General features: G+C 59.2%; 19 protein-coding genes. 6 read left to right on the forward strand and 13 right to left on the reverse strand.

Going from position 1 to position 21,490, the window contains the following annotated elements:
* The first annotated feature begins 26 nt into the window (after nt 1-26).
* Nucleotides 27-1,247 carry an acyl-CoA dehydrogenase gene (locus tag JL2886_RS00850; RefSeq protein ID WP_065270285.1) on the forward strand — a complete coding sequence of 407 codons (1,221 nt, stop codon included), beginning with the start codon at nt 27-29 and terminating at the stop codon, nt 1,245-1,247.
* Nucleotides 1,248-2,013: 766 nt separating this feature from the next.
* Nucleotides 2,014-3,774 carry a SulP family inorganic anion transporter gene (locus JL2886_RS00855; protein ID WP_065270286.1) on the forward strand — a complete coding sequence of 587 codons (1,761 nt, stop codon included), beginning with the start codon at nt 2,014-2,016 and terminating at the stop codon, nt 3,772-3,774.
* A gap of 92 nt (nt 3,775-3,866) precedes the next feature.
* On the opposite strand, the gene JL2886_RS00860 is transcribed toward JL2886_RS00855, so the two are convergent.
* Nucleotides 3,867-4,859 carry an IS30 family transposase gene (locus tag JL2886_RS00860; RefSeq protein ID WP_065270287.1) on the reverse strand — a complete coding sequence of 331 codons (993 nt, stop codon included), beginning with the start codon at nt 4,857-4,859 and terminating at the stop codon, nt 3,867-3,869.
* A gap of 196 nt (nt 4,860-5,055) precedes the next feature.
* Here JL2886_RS00860 and JL2886_RS00865 point away from each other — a divergent pair, with 196 nt between their 5' ends.
* Nucleotides 5,056-5,823 carry an SDR family oxidoreductase gene (locus JL2886_RS00865; RefSeq protein WP_065270288.1) on the forward strand — a complete coding sequence of 256 codons (768 nt, stop codon included), beginning with the start codon at nt 5,056-5,058 and terminating at the stop codon, nt 5,821-5,823.
* A 15-nt stretch (nt 5,824-5,838) separates the two neighbouring features.
* Here the strand turns inward: JL2886_RS00865 and JL2886_RS00870 are convergent, their stop codons facing one another.
* The 10 genes from JL2886_RS00870 to JL2886_RS00915 form a co-directional block, all read right to left on the reverse strand.
* The gene (locus tag JL2886_RS00870; RefSeq protein ID WP_065270289.1) at nt 5,839-6,702 is read right to left on the reverse strand and encodes an acyl-CoA thioesterase; all 864 of its coding nucleotides are present in this window, start codon (nt 6,700-6,702) and stop codon (nt 5,839-5,841) included.
* Between the two features lie 14 nt (nt 6,703-6,716).
* On the reverse strand, nt 6,717-8,678 hold the full coding sequence (locus JL2886_RS00875) for an acetoacetate--CoA ligase (protein WP_065273458.1): 1,962 nt from the start codon (nt 8,676-8,678) through the stop codon (nt 6,717-6,719).
* Nucleotides 8,679-8,686: 8 nt separating this feature from the next.
* On the reverse strand, nt 8,687-9,898 hold the full coding sequence (locus JL2886_RS00880; protein ID WP_420480633.1) for a serine hydrolase domain-containing protein: 1,212 nt from the start codon (nt 9,896-9,898) through the stop codon (nt 8,687-8,689).
* Between the two features lie 39 nt (nt 9,899-9,937).
* A complete protein-coding gene (locus JL2886_RS00885) occupies nt 9,938-10,708 on the reverse strand; it encodes an enoyl-CoA hydratase/isomerase family protein (protein WP_065270290.1) in 771 nt (256 codons plus the stop codon).
* Between the two features lie 233 nt (nt 10,709-10,941).
* The gene (locus JL2886_RS00890) at nt 10,942-11,976 is read right to left on the reverse strand and encodes a phosphotransferase family protein (protein ID WP_065270291.1); all 1,035 of its coding nucleotides are present in this window, start codon (nt 11,974-11,976) and stop codon (nt 10,942-10,944) included.
* An 11-nt stretch (nt 11,977-11,987) separates the two neighbouring features.
* Entirely contained in the window at nt 11,988-12,638 is a 651-nt protein-coding gene (locus JL2886_RS00895) for a histidine phosphatase family protein (protein WP_065270292.1), read from the reverse strand.
* 3 nt (nt 12,639-12,641) lie between these two features.
* Entirely contained in the window at nt 12,642-13,652 is a 1,011-nt protein-coding gene (locus tag JL2886_RS00900) for an NAD(P)H-dependent flavin oxidoreductase (protein WP_065270293.1), read from the reverse strand.
* Nucleotides 13,653-13,682: 30 nt separating this feature from the next.
* A complete protein-coding gene (locus JL2886_RS00905) occupies nt 13,683-14,498 on the reverse strand; it encodes an SDR family oxidoreductase (RefSeq protein ID WP_065270294.1) in 816 nt (271 codons plus the stop codon).
* Between the two features lie 10 nt (nt 14,499-14,508).
* Entirely contained in the window at nt 14,509-15,624 is a 1,116-nt protein-coding gene (locus JL2886_RS00910) for an acyl-CoA dehydrogenase family protein (RefSeq protein ID WP_197492331.1), read from the reverse strand.
* A 5-nt stretch (nt 15,625-15,629) separates the two neighbouring features.
* Nucleotides 15,630-16,805 carry an acyl-CoA dehydrogenase family protein gene (locus JL2886_RS00915; RefSeq protein ID WP_065270295.1) on the reverse strand — a complete coding sequence of 392 codons (1,176 nt, stop codon included), beginning with the start codon at nt 16,803-16,805 and terminating at the stop codon, nt 15,630-15,632.
* Nucleotides 16,806-16,945: 140 nt separating this feature from the next.
* Between JL2886_RS00915 and JL2886_RS00920 the strand changes: the two genes are divergently transcribed.
* The 3 genes from JL2886_RS00920 to JL2886_RS00930 all read left to right on the forward strand — a co-directional run bounded on the left by JL2886_RS00920 (nt 16,946) and on the right by JL2886_RS00930 (nt 19,313).
* Complete coding sequence (locus JL2886_RS00920; protein WP_065270296.1) at nt 16,946-17,941, forward strand: NADPH:quinone oxidoreductase family protein; 996 nt, start codon at nt 16,946-16,948, stop codon at nt 17,939-17,941.
* A 167-nt stretch (nt 17,942-18,108) separates the two neighbouring features.
* Entirely contained in the window at nt 18,109-18,561 is a 453-nt protein-coding gene (gene aroQ, locus JL2886_RS00925) for a type II 3-dehydroquinate dehydratase (RefSeq protein ID WP_065270297.1), read from the forward strand.
* Complete coding sequence (locus JL2886_RS00930; RefSeq protein WP_065270298.1) at nt 18,558-19,313, forward strand: autoinducer binding domain-containing protein; 756 nt, start codon at nt 18,558-18,560, stop codon at nt 19,311-19,313. Before aroQ ends, JL2886_RS00930 begins: the two co-directional genes overlap by 4 nt.
* Before the next feature lie 446 nt (nt 19,314-19,759).
* Here the strand turns inward: JL2886_RS00930 and tsf are convergent, their stop codons facing one another.
* Nucleotides 19,760-20,635 carry a translation elongation factor Ts gene (tsf, locus tag JL2886_RS00935; RefSeq protein WP_065270299.1) on the reverse strand — a complete coding sequence of 292 codons (876 nt, stop codon included), beginning with the start codon at nt 20,633-20,635 and terminating at the stop codon, nt 19,760-19,762.
* 78 nt (nt 20,636-20,713) lie between these two features.
* Entirely contained in the window at nt 20,714-21,481 is a 768-nt protein-coding gene (gene rpsB, locus JL2886_RS00940; protein ID WP_065270300.1) for a 30S ribosomal protein S2, read from the reverse strand.
* Between the last annotated feature and the right edge of the window lie 9 nt (nt 21,482-21,490).

Here is a 21,490-nt window from a genome sequence, read left to right on the forward strand (position 1 = left end):
CAACATCAACGACAAAGGGGCAAGACATGACCGATGCACCTAAACTGCGGGCCAAGGATGCGCCCGATCTGAGCGGCTTCAACTGGGAAGATCCGCTGCGTCTGGACGATCAGCTGAACGAAGATGAGCGCATGATCGCTGCTTCGGCCCGTGCCTATGCGCAGGAAAAGCTGCAGCCGCGCGTTACCGAAGCATATGAAAACGAACACACCGATCCCGCCATCTTCCGCGAGATGGGCGAGATGGGCCTGCTGGGCACCACCATCCCCGAGGAATACGGCGGGTTGGGCGCAGGCTATGTGTCTTACGGCCTGGTTGCGCGCGAAGTTGAGCGCGTCGACAGCGGTTATCGCTCGATGATGTCGGTGCAAAGCTCGCTGGTGATGTACCCGATCTACGCCTATGGCAGCGAAGAGCAGCGCAAGAAGTACCTGCCGAAACTGGCATCTGGTGAATGGATCGGCTGCTTTGGTCTGACCGAGCCCGACGCAGGTTCCGACCCCGCGGGCATGAAAACCCGGGCCGAGAAGACCGCAACCGGCTACAAGTTGACCGGCTCCAAGATGTGGATTTCGAACGCGCCGATCGCCGATGTCTTTGTCGTCTGGGCTAAATCCGAAGAGCATGGTGGCAAGATCCGCGGCTTCGTGCTGGAAAAAGGCATGAAGGGGCTCTCCGCGCCGAAAATCCAGAACAAGGCGTCGCTGCGTGCCTCCATCACCGGTGAAATCGTCATGGATGGCGTCGAAGTCGGTGAAGACGCGCTGCTGCCGCACGTGCAAGGCCTCAAAGGTCCGTTCGGCTGTCTGAACCGCGCACGTTACGGCATCAGCTGGGGCGCGATGGGCGCCGCCGAAGCCTGCTGGCACGCCGCACGTCAGTATGGTCTGGACCGCGCCCAGTTCGGACGTCCGCTTGCCAACACCCAGCTGTTCCAGCTGAAACTGGCCAATATGCAGACCGAAATCACCCTTGGCCTGCAGGCCTCGCTGCGTGTTGGTCGCCTGATGGACGCCGCCAATGCCGCGCCCGAGATGATCTCGATCGTCAAGCGGAACAACTGTGGCAAGGCGCTGGATATCGCTCGTATGGCCCGCGACATGCACGGCGGCAATGGCATCAGCCTGGAATTCCAGGTCATTCGCCACATGGTGAACCTGGAAACGGTCAACACCTATGAGGGCACACACGACGTTCACGCACTGATCCTGGGCCGCGCTCAGACCGGTCTGCAGGCGTTCTTTTAACGAATAGCGCCAAAATCCGGGGCCAGATCGTTAATTTCCGCGGTCTGGCCCCGATTGACTGACATCAGTCTCGAAACCGCAAGTGCCCACCGGCCTTGCGGTTTTGCATTTCAGGCCTGCAATAATGCAGATAGCCCTCGTCCTCACATCACTGCAAAGACAAAGGCACAGGATTTTCGCTCGGCTCCCTGCAAAGTGGATCCAAAACGGTAAAGGCAGAGGTTAACGCTGGAGCAGAAGCAAGGGATGCTTCAAATTGCACGTGCTTATTCTTAGCAACCTCCTGCGCGGTCAGCCGCCGTCCATCCACCATTTACCGAGGTTAACTGCCAGGGGACGCCATCAGCACCTGAGCATGGCGTTGAGGCCAAGTTGTCAAGCAAAGGCGTAAATACGCAAATGGCCCTGAAGTCCGAAGGTTCGATGTGAACCCATAGAAAATCGCAAAGGGTAGGGAGGGGCGCATTCCCCTTCTTGTGCGGCTAAGCGCCGGACCTGCGTTTCTGCAAGTCGCAACATGCAAAATTGCCCCGGTGTTTTTCCAATAACACCGGCAGAAATTGAAGGGCCGCTTTGCAGTATCCTTCGTACTTAATTCTTTTTTAACAGTGTTTTACGAGGGCGTACAGGGGCGTGCGGTAACAATTTTAACGAAAGGGCTTTCCTCCCTCTCATCGAATATATATATGCTTTTACGAATATGTATTGAGCGCGTTGACACCTGATCGGGTGCGCGGCGCGATCCATTCTCAGGAAAGCCTCCGCAATGTCTTCGCCACTGTCCCGCATCGACTTGAAATCCCTGTTTCCAATTTTGGACTGGGGACGACGGTATGACCGCCCTGATTTCACCGGGGATATGACAGCGGCAGTGATCGTCACGATCATGCTTATCCCGCAGTCACTGGCCTATGCCTTGCTCGCCGGGCTACCTGCCGAGGTCGGGCTTTACGCGTCGATCCTGCCTTTGGTGGCCTATGCAATCTTCGGCACCTCGCGTGCCCTGGCCGTGGGGCCGGTCGCCGTGGTGTCGTTGATGAGCGCATCTGCGCTGGCGCCGCTGGGTCTGGACACTGTTGCAGAGTTCACTGCCGCAGCCGCCGTGCTGGCGCTGCTGTCCGGGTTGATGCTGGCAACGATGGGGGCCTTGCGTCTGGGTGTGGTGGCCAACCTGCTGTCGCATCCCGTGATCGCTGGGTTCATTACGGCCTCGGGGCTGCTGATCGCAGTTAGCCAGATGAAGCATCTGTTGGGCATTCCGGCGCATGGTCACAATCTGCCGGAAATTCTGCTGTCGCTGGGGCAGGGGCTTGGTCAGGTCAATTTCTGGACCCTGGGGGTCGGCGCGCTGGCCCTCGGCTTTTTGATCTGGGTGCGCCGACATATGGCGAACGTGCTGCACCAAAAGGTCGGCCTGTCAAAAGGCGCCGCCGGAACCGCAGCCCGGGTTGGCCCGGTCTTTGCCGTCATCGGAACGATCGTACTGTCCTGGGCGCTGAACCTGCCAGAGATGGGGGTTTCCGTGGTTGGCGAGGTGCCGACCGGTCTGCCGCCTATTGGCCTGCCGATGATCGATTGGGCGCTGGTTCCGGCCCTGATTGGTCCTGCCGCGCTGATCACCATTATCGGCTATGTTGAAAGTGTCTCGGTCGCGCAGACCTTGGCTGCCAAGCGCCGTCAGAAAATTGACCCAAACCAAGAGCTTAAAGCCCTTGGCGCTGCGAACTTGGCCTCTGCCTTGTCTGGTGGCTATTCGGTGACAGGCGGTTTTGCACGATCGGTCGTCAACTTTGACGCCGGTGCGCGCACCCCGGCTGCGGGCGCCTTTACCGCCGTTGGGCTGACCTTTGCTGCGATGTTCCTGACGCCGCTGCTGTATTTTCTTCCCAAGGCAACACTGGCAGCGACCATCATCATTGCGGTCCTTTCACTGGTTGATTTGAAGATTCTCAAAACTGCCTGGACCTATTCCAAAGCCGATTTCGCCGCGGTTCTGACCACGATCCTGCTGACGCTGTTGGTTGGTGTGGAAACCGGTGTCGCTGCTGGTGTGCTGGTCTCGCTTTTGTTGTTCGTCTGGAAGACCTCGCGCCCGCACGTGGCCGAGGTGGGGCAGGTGCCGGGAACCGAGCATTTCCGCAACATTCACCGCCATAACGTGGTGACCGATCCTTCGCTGGTCACACTCCGGATCGACGAAAGCCTGTACTTCGCCAACGCGCGGCGTATGGAGGACCTGATCCTGGCGCGCGTGCACGAAGGCCGTGATGAGATCAAACACGTCGTGCTGATGTGCTCTGCGGTGAACGAAATCGATCTGAGTGCGCTTGAATCGCTTGAGGAAATGAACCAGCGGCTGTCTGACATGGGGATCCAGCTGCATATGTCCGAGGTTAAAGGGCCAGTCATGGATCGTCTGAAACGCAGCCATTTCCTGGATGCGCTCAGCGGCCAGATCTTCCTGTCCCAAAATGAAGCCTTTGAAACGCTGAGCGCAGCACAGCCGCGTGACAAGATCAGCGCATAGGCGCGCAATGCAGCAACCTGATTGATTGTCGACAGGGCGCATCATAGTGGCGTCCTGTTGTGATGGCTCAAGGGTCGTTGCGACAGTATCCGCTATCTCAGTTTCATCATCTCTTCTCTGAACGCCTCGAGTGGGGTGCGCCATCCAAGGCACTTTCTAGGCGTGCCGTTCAGGCGGTCACAAATCGCCTTCATATTGCGATTTGAGAGCGCCGCGAGTTGGGTGTCCCGTGGCAAGTATCGCCTGGCCCGTTTGTTCAGATTCTCGACTGAACCCTTCTGCCAAGGTGCTTGGGGATCGCAGAACCAACTATCCGTGCCGATGCCTGATTTGAGCTTGCGCCACGCGCGGAACTCGAAGCCACGGTCGAAGGTGATCGACCTCCGGGCTGGCTGGGGCAGGGGCTCCATCACATCCATCAGCTTGTTGATGAAGTGGGTAGAGCTGCGGTCGTTATTGCGGAACAGGACAGCAAACCGGGTCTTCCGTTCGACCAGCGAGGCAACATTCATTGTGCCTTGAGCTCGCTCGAAGATCATCAGATCGCCTTCCCATTCGCCGAAAGTCTCACGCGTCTTCACGTAGTCAGGACGTTCATGGATGGACCGGTCCGGCGGAAAAACCTGGCCTCTTGGCCGTCTGGCATGGCGCGGTTGCCGCTTCTTGCGACGGCTGGGGAGATGGCGAGCCAGTTGTTCGGACTGTCCTTCGGGGCTGTAGACGTAAGCATAGATCGTCTCATGACTGACGCGCACAGGCTGGCCGTCATATCCCAGACGTCCCGCAATCTGTTCCGGCGTCCATCCAATCTTCAACTGAGCGATGACATGAGCGCGCAGATCCTTCAGTCGGATCAGTTTGCGACGCCGTGCGCGTCGATCTGATGCGTATTTCTGTGCGTTCATCCCGTAGTAGCCGTTCAGATAAGGCAGCTCGTCATCGGAAAAAGAGTTCCGCTTGATCTCGCGATAGACGGTCGAGCGATGCCTGCCGATTTCGGCTGCTATCTTGCTCACAGGCACTTTTGCATTCAGCATGTCTTCGATCGCGCGTCTTTCACGCAAATCCAACTCTGTGTGGGCCATGTCCGTTCTCCTTGCTTTTCAGCAAGATAGGGGATGTGTCGCAACCCAGTTTAGAATGTGCCCTTGCTACCACCTAACAATCGCATAATTGGTATTATGTTATATAAATGGAATTCCGTTCCGTCACACGGGATTGGCAGCTCCTCTTGCTCCGGCTAGCGTGAATTCGGGTCAAATATGGAGCGCAAGATCAATCATGCAAATCAAAAACAGCTGTGTTGTCGTCACCGGCGCTGCCCATGGGATTGGCAAAGGACTAGCCGAGAAATTTGCGCATATGGGCGCCGCGCATGTGATCTGCGCCGATATCGATCTTGCCGGAGCTGAGGCAACGGCGATCGAGATCGGCGGCACTGCCAAGCATGTGGACGTCGCATCCGAGGACAGCATCGCTGCGTTGGTCGATTGTGTGGAAACCGAGATCGCACCGATTACCCTGTTCTGCGCCAACGCTGGTATCCTGACCCGCGGCGGTTTTGAGGTCAGCAATGACGACTGGCAGAGGATCTGGGACATCAACGTAATGTCCCACGTCTGGACTGCGCGGCATCTGGTGCCACGCATGCTGGATCGCGGCGGCGGATACATCCTGAACACGGCCTCGGCCGCAGGTCTGCTCAACCAGATCGGCGCCGCGCCCTACGGCGTAACCAAGCACGCGGCCGTTGGCTTTTCTGAATGGCTGGCAATCACTTATGGCGATCAGGGCATCGGAGTTTCGGTCCTGTGTCCGCAGGCCGTACGGTCAGAAATGACCCGTGGATTGGAAAACAGTGTCGCCAGTGTCGACGGGCTTCTGGAGCCCGAAGATGTGGCCACCGCCTGCGCCGAAGCGATTGAGGCTGGCAAGTTCCTGGTGCTGCCACACCCCAAGGTCGAAAGCTACATGCGGGCCAAGACGGCCGATTATGACCGCTGGATCACCGGCATGCAGAAACTGCGCGATCGCTTTGATAACACGTGATTTTTGAAGACGCGCTCAGCTGCTGATCGGTCGCATCAGCCCTTCCTGTGCAACGCTGGCCACCAGTTGGCCATCCTGCGTGTAGATCGAGCCGCGGTTAAAGCCGCGGCCATTCCCGGCAAAGGGTGAATCCATCGTATAAAGGTGCCAGTTTTCAAACCTCACCGGCGCATGGAACCACATGGCATGGTCCAGGCTCGCGGTCATCGCTTCGGGCTTGTACCAGGTCAGCCCGTGTGGACGCAGCGCTGACCCCAAGAGACCAAAGTCCGATGCATAGGCCATCAGCACATGCTGCAGCTCTGGCCCAGCGTCCTTGGCAGATTCCATTTTGATCCACATGTGATTGATATCGCTGCAAACCTGGGGGTCCAGCGGATCGCGCGGCTCAATATCGCGGATTTCAAACGGGCGCTGACGGGTGAATTCCTCGCGCATGTCCTTGGAAATCCGGTGGGCATGCAGCTCGTGCAGCTCATCCCGGCTCTGCAACCCATCCGGCGGTGGGACATCCGGCATTGTATGCTGATGGCTCCAGCCCGGTTCTTCCTTGTGGAAAGATGCGGCAAGGTTGAGGATCTGCTTGCCGTTTTGAATGGCGATGACGCGCCGGGTAGTGAAACTCCCGCCATCGCGGGCCGGATCGACCTCATAAATGACTGGGCTTGCGGGATCGCCTGGCCGAATGAAATAGGCATGCAGCGAATGGCACAACCGCCCAGACACGGTGGCATAGGCTGCCGTCAGTGCCTGGGCGATAACCTGCCCGCCATAAATCCGCATGGGGGTTTCACCACCGGAGCCAATGCCACGATACAGGTTCGTATCCAGCCGCTCCAGATCCAGAAGATTGAGCAAAACCTTCCCAACATCATTCATTTATGGCGCCTTCCTCAACCAGCCTCCCGCGTCTTTGCATAGGCGATGAACAGATCGAAACTGTCAGGGTTGGCCATCGAGTCACGGTTCACGACTTTTGCGGGGTCCCCTCCAAGTAGCAGCTTTTTCACGGGCACTTCCAGCTTCTTTCCCGAAAGCGTGCGCGGGACTTCGGGGACGCTGATTATTTCATCGGGCACGAACCGCGCCGACACGCCGCTGCGGATCGCACTTCGGATCTTGTCGCGCATGGCGTCATCCAGCTCTTGCCCCTCGGCCAGTACCACGAACAGCGGCATGAAACTGTCGCGCCCGAGGAATTCCAAATCAACGACAAGGCTGTCCAGCACGTCCTCAAGACCTTCGACGGCCTGATAGATTTCCGAAGAGCCAAGCCGCAGCCCGCGCCGGTTGATCGTCGCGTCCGAGCGGCCATAGATCACCGATCCGCCCTCGGGGGTGATTTCGATCCAGTCGCCATGGCGCCAGATACCGGGATAGGTATCGAAATAGCTGTCATGCAGGCGCGATCCATCTTCATCACCCCAGAAAAACAACGGCATAGACGGCAAAGGTTCGGTGCAGACCAGCTCTCCGACGCTGCCGATCACTTCCTGTCCGGTCTCATCAAAGGCACGTACCGCATTGCCAAGCGCGCGGCACTGCATTTCGCCCGCGCGCACCGGCAGCATGACGTTGCCGCAGACGAAGGCGCCGCACAGATCGGTACCGCCGGAGATCGGCGCAAGCCAGATGTCGGCCTTTACCTCGGAATACACCCAATCATAGCCATCCGAGGTCAGCGGCGATCCAGTGGTGCCAAGCGAGACCAGCGCCGACAGATCAAGATCATGCCCGGGTCTGATGCCGGATTTCACGCAGGCGGTGATATAAGCGGCGCCGACGCCCAGATAGGTGATCCGCTCATCCGCGCAGCACCGCCACAGGTCCAGCATATCGGGGTGGTTCGGCGCCCGGTCATAAAGCAGTGTCGTTGCGCCCTGCCCCAAGGCCACGAATTGCGCGTTCCACATCACCCAGCCCGACGACGTCAGCCAGCAAAACCGGCTGTCGGAACTCAGATCCTGATGCAGTGATTGCTTGACGCCTTCGAACAGAATGCCACCGTGCCCGTGCACGATGGGTTTCGGATTTCCGGTGGTGCCAGAGGAATAGACCACCCACAGCGGATGATCGAAAGGAACCGGCGTAAACTCTAGCGGGGCGTGAACATCCCCGATCATATCATGCCAATGGGTTGCGCCATCGGGCAGATCACCGACCACCGGCAGTACCACGCGGTGGGTCACGCTTGGCAGGCCGTCGGCAATGGTGGTCAGCACTTCGCGCCGGTCCATGGTCTTGCCCGCATGCACATATCCGTCCTGATAGATAAGGACCTTGGGCTCGATCTGGCGGAAGCGGTCCAGAATGGCAACATGGCCCATATCTGGTGCGCAAAGCGACCAGATGCCGCCAAGGCTGGCGGTGGCCAGACAGGCGATAATCGCGGCCTCGGTATTGGGCAAAACGGCGGTGACCCTGTCGCCCTGCCCGACGCCCATGGCCCGCAGGCTTGCAGCTACGCTGGCCACCTGAGCTGCGAGTTCGGCCCAGGTCAGCTCGGATCCGCCAAAGGTTTCAGAATGAACGACAAGCGCCTGTTCCTGCGGGGTTTTGTCGACCTGCCGCAGAATGTGCCCGGCCCAGTTCAACTCTCCGCCCGGGCACCATTCTGCGCCAGGCATGCTGCGATTTCCCAGAATCCGGCTCGGCGGTGTGGTGAATTCCAGGTCAAAGAACTCGGCCAAAGCGCCCCAGAACCCTTCAAGGTCGGAAACGCTCCACTCCCACAGGCCATTGTAATCGTCGAAGGTTTTTCCCTTCTCCGCAGCCAGCCAGCGCTCGAATGCCGCCATGCGGCTCGCCTCGGCGCGCTCCGCGCTTGGGGTCCACAGGATCTTACGGTCGGGCATATCGCTCATCAGATCACTGCCCCATGTACCAGCGCCTTCAACTCAGCCCGCGAGGGATAGGAACTGCTGGGCGACAGCTGGGTAAAGAACACGACCGACAGATCCAACACCGGGTCCATCCAGAAGAAGGTCGAAGCCATGCCGCCCCAGCTAAAGTCACCTACGGACCCGGGGCAGCGCGCCCGGCCGGGATCCATCACCACGGCGCCGCCCAGGCCAAAGCCCATGCCTTCCATCGGCTGTTCGGCAAAACTTTGCGGCCCCATGGAGGCGATATCCCCAGGCAAATGGTTCCGCATCATGAAATCAGCGGTTTTCGGGCTGATCAGATAGCCATCCTTATGGGCGCCGCGGCGCCGCAGCATTTCGGAAAACTTCATGTAGTCATCAATGGTTCCGACCAACCCGCCGCCACCAGACATCATCTCAGTCGTTTCAAACGGAGAGCCCCCGTGCAGATCCGTCAGGCGCAGGGTTTCACCGCCGGTCTTTGCCGAATTCAGCGCCATCGCATCCCCAGCGAGCGGGGTATAGAGCGAGGCAAAGCGATCACCGGTGCCACGCGGGACCCGGAACGCTGTCTCACTCATGCCGAGCGGAGCAAAGATTTCGGTTTCAAAAAAATCGCCAAGTGTCTTGCCCGAAACAACTTCGACGACGCGGCCCAGAACATCGATACTGACCGAGTATTCCCAGCGTGTGCCGGGTTGAAAGGCGAGCGGATAGGCAGCCAGTTCCGCCGCCATCTTTTCCAATTTACCCTGCCCCGGTTTGAACATCAGCTGCTGCTCTTCCATGGCTGCGGGCAAAACGCCGGGGTTGAAAGGATAGCTAAGGCCGCTGGTATGGGTCAGCAGTTCATGCAGCGTTGGCGCCCGGCTGGGTTCGACCTGATCAATTGCCGTTGCCCCTCGGACCAGTGCCTGCATGTCGGTGAATTCGGGAATGAAATCCGACACCGGCGCATCCAGGTGAAACAGCCCCTTTTCCAGCAGCATCATGATAGCAAGGGAGGTCACCGGTTTGGTCATCGAGTAGATCCGTACCAGCGTATCGCGGGTAAAAGGCAGACCTTCCTCGATATTTCTCAGACCCGTTGCGTAAAAGAACGCTTCCTGCCCACCTTCGTTGATCAAGACCGAACTGCCGGCATATTTCCTTTGATCCACATAGCGTTGCTGCCATGCCTTCACGCGGTCCAGCCGGTCGTGGTCCAGCATTGATTTCCTCCCTGTCTGTCTTGGTGCGGGCCGGTGTGCCTACTCGCCCCGGCCGCTGATCATCTTTTCCATCGCGGCCTTGGTTTCGGAATTGAACCAGCCACCCTCTGGTGCGTTGCCGCCTGCGGCGATCCCCGCCTTGATGCGGTCGATCACCTCGCCGCGCAGCTGCATCTTGACCGAGGCAAAGGTCTGCGGCGGCAGTTCCGCCAGCTTGCGGGCCTCGCGCAGCGCGTAGATCTCAAGATCCTCCATATCCTCGGCAATGATATCGACGAGGCCATAGTTCCGGGCCGCGATCGGTCCGATGGATTGTCCGGTCAGCATCAGGCGCCGCTGCGTGTTGCTGTCGAGCGTAGCTTTGGCGATTTCCAGCGGCCCTATCGGGAAGTCCGCGCCGACGCGCACCTCGGCCAGTCCATAGGCGGATCTGGAGTGGCCCACCCGCACGTCGCTGGCCAGAACGAAAAACAACCCACCGGCAATTGCAGCGCCGCCAACAGCAGCCACTACCGGTTTCGGGCAGCTGTAAAGCGCCAGGAAGCCTTCGTTCAGGCCGCGCACAATGGCGTGCTGCTGCTCAAGATCGAACTCCTGCGCTTCTTTCAGATCCAGCCCAGCGGAAAAGACTTTGAACGGGCTTTTCAACACGATGGCGCTGACCGCCGGATCCTGTCCCATCTCGTCAATCTTGGCTGCGAACTCCATCAGGAAATCCGCGCTCAGCGCGTTGACCGGCGCCCGGCCCAGTTGCAGTTCTACGATTCCGTCACCAAGGTCCCTGGTGTTCAGCCAGCCAGCCTCTGTCATTGACGTGTTCCTCCCAATTGGCCGCGGCGAACCACGAGCCATGTTTCAGTCCATAATGCGCAGCCTTTGGCTACGGGTCGAGTGTTAAGAGATACGTAAAACCACGCAAGTCGTTGGCCCGCCGCGTGTAAAAATCAGAAATTCTTGAAAAACGGCCGCCAAGACTGGCGACCGTTATAAAACCGCAAAGCAGCGGGCAGCGGCAAGTGACCCGCCCTGCCCGGCGTGTCGCCTTACTTGGTGCTGCTCAGTGCGTTGAGTCCACTTTGCGCGAAGATGGGAACAAAATCCCCCAGCTTGCGGGCGCGTTCCGGGTTCGATGCGTTGCCATCCAGCGCGCGTTTCAGGACCCCCTGAAGGATTCCCGCCATCCGGAAAAAACTGAAGGATAGGTAGAAGCCGAAATTATCGATCTCCGGCAGGCCACGACGGCGGCAATAGGCTTCGATGAACTCCTCATCCGACGGCAGGCCGAGTACCTTGCGATCCAGACCGGCCAATCCGCGCCCCTCTTGTCCCGGTGGCATCTGCCACTGCATGATCACACCCGCCAGATCGGCATAGGGATGTCCGATGGTCGAAAGCTCCCAATCCAGCACCGCAAGGCAGCGCGGCTCATCGGCGCTGAAGATCATATTGTCGATGCGGTAATCGCCATGGACCAGACCGCGCTGACCGTCATCGGCGGGCATCTGTTCCTCAAGGGACTTCATCAGTTCGTCCATCTCCGGGATGGTCCGGGTTTCCGAGGCCTTGTATTGCTTGGTCCAACGGCCCAGCTGACGTTCGAAATAGTTGCCGGGCGGCCCATAGTCCGAAAGCCCCACCGCGTCGACATCGACGTCATGCAGCGCCGCGAGCACCCGGTTCATATCGTCGATCACCGCGCCGCGGGTTGCGGGATCGGTATCGCCCATCACCGGATCGGTGAAATTGCGCCCCGCAACGTGGTCCATGATGTAAAAGGCCGAGCCAATCACGCTGTCGTCCTCGCACAGAAGATGCATCCGGGCCACCGGTACCTCGGTATCAGCCAGCGCCTTTTGCACCCGGAATTCACGGTCCACCGCATGGGCAGATTTCAGCAGCACCCCCGGCGGCTTGCGCCGCAGCACGTATTGCCCTGCTGGCGTTTTAATCAGGAAGGTCGGGTTCGACTGTCCGGTTGCGAATTTCTGCACCTCGACCGCGCCGTCAAAGCCGGGAAGACGTCCATCGAGAAAAGTCCGGATTGCATCAATGTCCAGGGTCTGGGTATCGCTGCTCATCTCTTGCTCCTTCAGCTATAGCTCATCAGCTTTGCGCGATCTGAATCATGAAAGTGCGGTACTGAGTTGAATTCATGCAGGAAAAACTTTCCCCTTCCGGAAATGAACCGGGTCAGGGAGGTGTTCTTGACCTGCAGGTTCAGGGCAATCATCTGGCTGTCCGGAACCTGCAACGTTGCAGCGACAAGCCGGGCAATCACCCCACCGGAACTGACCACCAAAACACGTTCGGCCTCTGTCTCTGCCGCATGTTGACGCGCGGCCTCAACCCGGGCGATGAACTCTGCCCAACTTTCCGAGGCACCGGACACGCCGCCCTGCTGCCATTCGGCAAGGGTTTCGCGCAACGCGCGAAAATGGGTTTTGCGGTCCTGGATCACCTCGGATGGGGCCTGCCCGCCGAACCGGCTGTGCAGCAGATCGTGGAAATCATATTCATTCCAGCCTGCATGCTCTTCCGGGGGGACGTCAAATCCCATTTCCTGCAACGTCTGTTTCTGCCGCGCCAGAGAGCCGGTGATGGCGCGATCCGGGGTCCAGCCCATCGCCCGCAGGGTATCGCCCAACAGGCGCCCCTGATTGCGGCCCTTTTCGCTCAGCTCATCGTAATTGTCCGCGCCAAAAGAGGCCTGCCCGTGCCGGACCACAAGAATTTCTGCCATGGTTCAGCCTGTAAACTCTGCCGCCAGCCGCGCCCCTGCGGCGCGGTATTCGCGGTCAAACCGGTCCACCAGATCGGCGGTCGAGCAAACCTCGGTCACCGCGCCGATGCCCTGCCCGGACCCCCAGATTTCTTTCCACGCCTTTGGTTTGGACGACCCGCTGCCAAAGTTCATCGAGGAAGCATCCGCCGTCGGCAGGTTGTCCGGGTCCATACCTGCACGGGACACGGATTTCTTCAGATAGTTCCCCCAAACTCCGGTAAACAATGAGGAATAGACAATATCCTCGGCGCCGGATTCGACGATCATGTCCTTGTATTCGCTTTGGGCGTTTGCCTCATGCGTAGCGATAAAGGGTGAGCCGGCATAGCCGAAGTCGGCGCCCATGGCACGCGCGGCCAGCAGGGATTCGCCGGTTGCAATGGCGCCCGACAAGGCCAGCGGACCATCGAACCAGCTGCGGATCTCGCGGATCAGGGCGAAGGGCGATTGCTGCCCGGCGTGCCCGCCGGCACCGGCGGCCACGGCCACCAGACCGTCGGCGCCTTTTTCGATCGCCTTCTTTGCAAAGCGGTTGTTGATCACATCGTGCAGCACTACGCCGCCGCAGGAATGTGCTGCCTCGTTCACCTCGGGGCGCGCGCCAAGCGAGGTGATCCAGACCGGTACTTTCCAGCGGGTGCAAATCTCAAGATCCCGTTCCAACCGGGTGTTGGACCGGTGCACGATCTGATTGACGGCAAAGGGCGCTGCCGGACGGTCCGGGTTTTCCTGATTGTGGCGGTCCAGCTCTTCGGTGATCTGCTTCAGCCAGGCCTCCAGTAATGGCGGCTCGCCCTCAGTTTCGCGTGCGTTCAGCGCCGGAAAGGCCCCGATGATCCCAGCCTTGCACTGGGCGATCACCAGCTCCGGCACCGAAATGATAAACAGCGGCGATGCGATCAGCGGGATCCGCAATCCACGCAGGGCGGCAGGCAGGTGATCCTCATTCCGGGACCAGGTGGCGTCAGTCATCTTATAACCTCAAGTCTTTGTATTTATGTGTTAGTCGAGCGCGCTTTGGAACAGGTTGTGCCCCGACATCACATTGATACCGCCGGATACGGGGATCACTGCGCCGGTGACGTAGGACCCACCGCGCCCGGCCAGAAACAGCACGCAGCCGGCGATGTCATCCTCCCGCCCGACGCGGCCCAGCGGCACATCATTGCCGACCTTTTCACGCTTCTCCTCATCGCCAGTGGCAAAGGCGGTCATCCGCGACACAAACGGCCCCGGTGCCAGCGCATTGACGGTGACGTGCTGATGGGCCAGCTCCTTGGCCAGGATTTTGGACATATGGATCACCGCGGCCTTTGACGCGGCATAGCTGTAGGCGCCATCACCCATCGGGATTTCTCCCATGACCGAACCGACGTTGATCACCCGTGCCGGATCATCCGCATCCGAGGAGGCAATCAGCAGCGGCAGCAGTTTTTGTGTCAGATCGAAGACCCCTGCGACGTTGACCGACATCACCTTTTCCCAGGCCTGATGGGGAAACTGCCCCAGTGGCGCGCCCCAGGTCACCCCGGAATTGTTCATCAGAATATGCAGCGCAGGTGCGCGGGTCTTGATTTCCTCAACCAGCGCATCGATCCCTTCGACCGTGCCGATATCGGCGGCAAAACCTTCAGCCGATCCCGGCGCATCCATCGCGTTCAATTCTTCTGCGACCGCGACGCAGGCGTCGCCTTTACGCGATGCGATCAGCACCCGCGCCCCGGCCCGCACCATCGCTTCGGCTGCCATCCGACCAATACCTGTGGCGCCGCCGGTGATCAGGGCGGTTTTGCCCTCCAGTGAAAACAGATCCATCATATCGTATCCTTTAAAATCCGCGCAGCTGCGCCACCTGGGCGGCGTGGTAGCCGTAATCGCCCAGCCACTCTGCCGCGACGCGGGCGCGTTTCATATAGAATCCCATGTCGTAGGCATCGGTCATCCCGATCCCGCCGTGCATCTGAACCCCTTCGCGCGCGGCGAGTTGCGCCGTATCAATCGCCCGCGCCTTGGCCACTGAAACCGCCAACGTGGCGGCATCCGGATCAGCGTCCAGAATCCGGCCTGCCTGCAGCACGGCTGAGGTTGTCATCTCGATCTCGCACCACAGATGCGCGGCGCGGTGTTGCAAGGCTTGAAAACTGGCGATGGTGACACCGAACTGCTTGCGCTCTTTCAGGTATTCGGTGGTGATGGCAAAGGCCGCCTGCGCCAGACCGGTGCTTTCGGCGGCAAGCGCAGCCTGCCCAGCCTCCAGCCCATAACGCAACAGCGCCCTGCCATCCCCGGCAGCGCCGAGCAATTCGTCGCCCGAAACGGCAACATCATCAAACTCCAGCCGCGCCGCGTCGCGGCTGTCGATCATCGCAGATACATTGCGCCTCAGCCCCGCGCGATCAGCAGGCAGATCAAACAGGCACGGGCCGTCCTTGCTTTGCGCCAGAACCAGCACGTGATCGGCATTTCCTCCATCCACGACAAAGCGCTTTTCACCCTTCAGGACGTAGCCGTTGCCGCGCTTTTCTGCCATGAGTTCAATGCGCTCCGGATTGAACTTGGAGCCTTCATCAACAGCAATGGCATAGGTCCGCGCGCCGCTGGCAATCTGCGCCAGCGCAGCCTGACATCGTGGATCATCAAGCCGCCGCAACACCGTCGCCGCCATGACGGCTGTGCTCAGGAACGGGCTGACGGCCAGCGTCCGGCCCATTTCACGCGCCAGCACATGGGCGGCGGTGTGCCCCATATCGGCGCCGCCTGCGCTTTCCGGGACCAGGATCCCGGCCCAGCCCGCATCGACCATTTCCTGCCATAGGGCATCGTCGCGGGTCTGGTTGGCGTCGCGCAACTCCCGCAGGCGCGAGACTGGAGCGGATCTGTCCAAAAGCCCCCGGGCGGCTTCCTGCAGCATGATTTCTTCTTCAGTTTGAATGAGTTTCAGCATCAGTCTTACCCCGGAAGCCCCAGAATGCGGCGGGAAATGATCGATAGCATCACCTCGGAGGTGCCGCCCTCGATCGAGTTCGCCTTGGTGCGCAGCCAGGAGGGCGCACGCCCGTCATCCCAGTCCAGCGCATCGCTGCCGCCTGCGGCCATCACCAGTTCCAGTCGGCGTTTGTTGAGCTCGGTTCCGGCATATTTCAGCATCGCAGAGGCATCACCGACGCCCTGCCCGCCTTCGGCCTGATCCTTGTAGCGTTCCAGCGTCATCTCCATCGCCAATGCGTCGACTTCCGTGCGCATCGCGTCGGCGCGCAGCACCGGATCGCTTTGGCCGGTTTCCGCATCGGCCAGAACCGCTCCCAGCGCCCGGCCCGCGCCCATGGTCTGCCCGCCGGCGCTGATCATCTCGCGTTCGTGAGTCAGCAGGTATTTGGCCACGTCCCAGCCCCGATTCACGTCCCCGACCACCTGAGATTTCGGCACCTCAACGTCATCAAAGAAGGTTTCGCAAAATGGCGAGGCGCCGGAAATCAGCCGGATCGGGCGGGTCGAAACCCCTTTTGAACTCATATCCATCAGAATAAAGGAAATTCCCTTATGCTTGGGCGCGTCGCGGTCGGTGCGCAGCAGTGCGAAGATCCAATCGGCCTTGTCCGCATAAGAGGTCCAGATCTTCTGCCCATTGACCAGCCAGTGATCGCCTCGATCCTCGGCCCGTGACTGAACCCCAGCAAGATCAGAACCCGCGCCCGGCTCAGAATAGCCCTGACACCAACGGATTTCACCGCGCGCAATGGGCGGCAGGTAGGTTTGCTTCTGCTCTTCGCTGCCGAACTTCAAAAGGGCCGGACCAAGCATCCAGATTCCGAAGCTATCAAGGGGTGAGCGCGCGCCTAGCTCGGCAATCTCCTCTTTCAGGATCTTGTCCTGCGCTCGGGACAGGCCTGCGCCGCCATAGGCACGCGGCCAGGTTGGAACCGTCAGTCCGGCAGCACCGCAGCGATCCAGCCAGAGTTTCTGCGCGGGAGAGGAAAACTCCCAAGTCTTGCCGCCCCAGCAGATGGCACCTTCGCCACTGGCGCCATCGCGCATGTCCTCGGGGCAATTCTCCTCCAGCCATGCCCGGATTTGCTTGCGAAACTCAGGTGTATCCGCAAACTCCGGCTGTGTACTCGTGGTCATGATCTCCCCCCATGGTTCCACTCGGCTCGTGATGTTTCACATAGCAGAATTGCATTTCGCTATTCCATTGACAACGCTCCAGACAGCCCCAAGACTTTACGTAATTTTGGCATCTGACACTGGTGGGAAGAGGAAAAAACATGAAAGCAATGCTCAGCATCGAGCCCGGCGGACCCGAGAGTCTGACATGGACAGAGCTACCGGACCCGGCGCCCGCCAAGGGGGAATTGTTGGTAGAAATCCGTGCCGCCGGTGTCAATTTTCCCGACACGCTGATCATTCAGGACCTCTATCAGATGAAGCCCCCGCGCCCCTTTGCGCCCGGCGGTGAAATCGCCGGAGTGGTCGCCGCCATTGGTGAGGGTGTCGAAGGCTACGCCATTGGGGATAGGGTTCTGGCACTGACAGGCCATGGTGGATTTGCCACCCATCGCTGCATCGACGCAGCGCAGGCGATCCGTATTCCCGACGCGATGCCGTTTGAGGACGCCGCCTGTTTCGTTTTTACCTATGGCACATCCTATCACGCGCTGAAGGACCGCGCGCATATGAAACCGGGCGAAAGCCTTTTGATCCTGGGGGCTGCCGGCGGTGTCGGCGTGGCTGCCATCGAACTGGGCAAGGCGATGGGCGCCAAGGTGATCGCGGCAGTGTCTTCGGACGACAAGGCTGCCTTCTGCCGCGAGGTTGGAGCGGATGAAACGCTGGTCTACGGCCGCAGCCTCGACAAGGGGCAGCAGAAAGATTTTTCGTCCCAGATCAAATCCTTGTCGGGAAAAGATGGTGTCGATGTGGTCTATGACTCCGTGGGCGGCGCCTATTCGGAACCAGCCTTGCGGGCGATGGCCTGGGAAGGCCGGTTTCTGGTCGTTGGCTTCCCGGCCGGCATCGCGCAAATCCCTATGAATCTGCCGCTTCTCAAAGGTTGTGATATCGTAGGCGTGTTCTGGGGGGCCTCTGTCTATCGTGACCCCAAGGGCCATGCAGAAAACATGGCTGAATTGTTCGCCCTTTACGAGCAGGGCAAGATCAAACCACGTATCAGCGAAACGCTGAAGATGCAGGATGCTGCCACTGCGCTGAACCTTGTTCAGGACCGCAAGGCGCTGGGCAAAATCGTCCTGACCAACGATTAACATTTGGGGTGCAGCACCACAGGAGGCCGGATGATGGCGCTGCACCTTCCCCCAAGTAAACTCTCTGTAACAAAGTAGGAACACGTTCAAAAAGGCGCATATACGCCGTCGCTTTTAATAAAGTTCTCCTGTAGTTTCCGGGACATGAACTGCACAAGGATGATGCGATGCGCAGTATTCTGATCCTCAATGGTCCGAATCTTAATCTTCTGGGGACGCGCCAGCCGGAAGTCTACGGACGGGAAACTCTGGAAATGGCCGAAGCAGCCTGCGTTGCCCATGCCAGAGCGCAGGGCCTTGAGGCTGTCTGCCTGCAATCCAATCACGAAGGTGTGTTGCTGGATGCCATTCATGCGGCGCGCGGCACCCATTCCGGGATCATCCTGAACGCTGGCGCGCACACGCATACGTCAATTGCACTAATGGACGCTCTCTTTTCGGTTGAAATTCCGGCCGTGGAGGTCCACCTATCCAACATCCACGCCCGCGAAGAGTTTCGCCACAGGTCATTTATCTCGCGTGCCGTCATCGGCCAGATTTGCGGTTTTGGAACACAGGGGTATTTGTTTGCCATCGATGCCCTGGCCAAGCATTTTGAACGAGAGGCGGAGCCTGAATGAACCTTTCTGACTATCTGCATTTCGTGTGCGGGGCCAAGACGCTCGAAGAGCTGTGGCATGGGCACGTGGATCAGATGGCAAAGTTCGAATTTGACAGGCTGATTTACGGATACACTCGCTACAAGACAGAAACCTCTCTGGGGGATCCGGAAGATTTTGTCGTGCTGTCCAACCATTCGCCGGAGTATCTGAACGGGTTCCTGCACCGGGGCCTTTATTCCAGCGCGCCGATGCTGCGCTGGGCACTGGAAAACGAAGGCGCCGGCAGCTGGCATCTGATTCAGAAGATGATCGAGAATGGTCAGCTTGGCCCAGATGGCGAACGGGTGCTGGAGTTCAACAGAAAGATGAAGATGAACGCGGGCTATACGGTCAGCTTTCATTCCAATTCGGCGCGTTTCAAAGGTGCGATCTCGCTGGCTGCGCGCAGTGAGCTGTCGCAGGACGAGGTCGATGCGATCTGGGGTGACCACGGCAGCGATATCATCCTTATGAACAACGTGGCGCATCTGAAGATCCTCACCCTGCCCTATAGCCCTCCGAACCGGGCCCTCACCAAACGGCAACGGGAAGCGCTGCAATGGGTCGGAGATGGCAAGACGACGCAGGACATCGCGATCCTCATGGGCCTGACCCCGGCCACGGTCGAAAAGCACCTGCGCCTGGCCCGGGACGCGCTGGCAGTGGAAACAACGGCCCAGGCCGTACTCAAGGCAGCCTTGCACAACCAGATGTATGTGATGGAATCGTGACGGCATCCCCCTAACCGGCCCGCCTAATGTGAGTTTCCGCTAGGGAGGTTTAAGCCTGCCAGACGCTAAAGAGCGTCAAATAGGTAAGGAATACACTACTACCGATTTCGTACAAAAAAACGCAGTCTGTAAATGTTCCGTGAGTGGTGGCTTTAGCCTAGGAACTTTGGGAAACGACCCTTGTAATACCAAGGCTCTCCGACCTGTGTGGTTGCCGACGCTTATACTCAGCGTCGGTGATCATGTTTTTGGGGTCCCATCCATCCCTATCAGTGGGGCCCCATATTCCCCGATCATATCCCCTATTCGCCCTGCCTGTTCGCCCTGGGCTGGCTCAGACGTTCCTCGAGCCGAGACACGATCCTCTAACCCATCAAAGTGCTCTAGAAACGCAAAAAAGGCCGGTAGGTTTCCCCACCGGCCCCTTAATAGTCTGTCTAGGCAGATTAGCCCTGAGCCGCTTTTGCGACTTCAGCTGCGAAATCTTCTTTTTCGACTTCGATGCCTTCACCAACCTCAACACGGATGAAACCGGTCACGGTGGCGCCAGCTTCCTTGGCAGCGGCTTCGACGGTCAGGTCGGGATTCACGACGAACTGCTGGTTCAGCAGTGTCGATTCCGCAACGAATTTCTTCATGCGGCCAACGATCATCTTCTCGATAACCTGCTCCGGCTTGCCGGATTCACGGGCGATGTCCATCTGAACCTGCTTCTCTTTCTCGACAACCGCCGGGTCCATATCAGCTTCGCTCAGGGCAGCGGGGTTAACCGCGGCGATGTGCATTGCAACCTGCTTGCCAAAGGCTTCGTCGCCACCGGTCATTGCAACCAGGACACCGATTTTGCCCATGCCGTCAGCGGCAGCGTTGTGCACGTAGGACACAACAGTTTCGCCTTCGATCTTGGCCATCCGGCGCAGGGTCATGTTTTCGCCGATGGTGGCGATCTTGTCGGTCAGGGTGTCAGCAACGGATTTACCACCCAGATCGGCCGCGTTCAGACCGTCGACGTCATCAACGTTCAGAGCTGCCTTGGCGATGCCGGCAACCATTTCCTGGAATTCGCCGTTCTTCGCAACGAAGTCGGTTTCCGAGTTCACTTCAACGGCGACGCCCTTGCCACCTTCGACGACGACAGCGACCAGGCCTTCGGCTGCGGTGCGGCCGGATTTCTTGGCGGCTTTGGCGAGACCTTTGGTGCGCAGCCAGTCGACGGCCGCTTCCATGTCGCCATTGGTTTCGGTCAGCGCTTTTTTGGCGTCCATCATGCCGGCGCCGGTCGAGTCGCGCAGTTCTTTCACGAGTGCTGCTGTGATTGCCATGTTAGGCTCTCCTCAAATCGAAACGGAATTGGGGCAGGAAATACCCTGCCCCTGATGTCAAATCTGTGACAGGCAGGATCAGGCCTGAGCTTCCTCGGAAACAGCTTCCTCTTCGGGAGCTTCTTCCAGGGCGCCGAGGTCAACACCAGCTGCACCCAGCTGTGCGGACATGCCGTCCAGCGCAGCGCGGGCAACCAGATCGCAGTACAGAGCGATGGCGCGGGATGCGTCGTCGTTGCCGGGGATGATGTAGTCAACGCCATCGGGCGAGCAGTTGGTATCGACGATTGCCACAACCGGGATACCCAGTTTCTTGGCTTCGGCGATGGCCAGCGCTTCTTTTTTCACGTCGATGACGAACAGCAGGTCCGGCACGCCGCCCATTTCGCGGATCCCGCCGAGCGAAGCCTGCAGTTTGGTCTGGTCACGTTCCATGCCCAGGCGCTCTTTCTTGGTGAGGCCTTCAGCACCGGTTTCCATCTTCTCGTCGATTTCCTTCAGACGGTTGATCGACTGGGAAACGGTTTTCCAGTTGGTGAGCGTGCCGCCCAGCCAACGGTGGTTCATGTAGTACTGAGCCGACTTCTCTGCCGCGTCTGCAATCGGCTGAGCCGCCTGACGCTTGGTGCCGACGAACAGGATACGGCCGCCTTTTGCAACGGTGTCACGAACAACCTGCAGAGCCTGGTCCAGCATCGGAACGGTCTGGGTGAGGTCCATGATGTGGATGCCGTTGCGCGCGCCATAGATGAAGGGCGACATGCGCGGGTTCCAGCGCTGAGTCTGGTGGCCGAAGTGAACGCCAGCTTCGAGCAGCTGACGCATGGTGAACTCGGGAAGAGCCATGCTATCTTT

Origin of the sequence: Phaeobacter gallaeciensis, from assembly GCF_001678945.1 — a bacterium.
GTDB classification, from domain to species: Bacteria; Pseudomonadota; Alphaproteobacteria; order Rhodobacterales; family Rhodobacteraceae; genus Phycobacter; species Phycobacter gallaeciensis_A.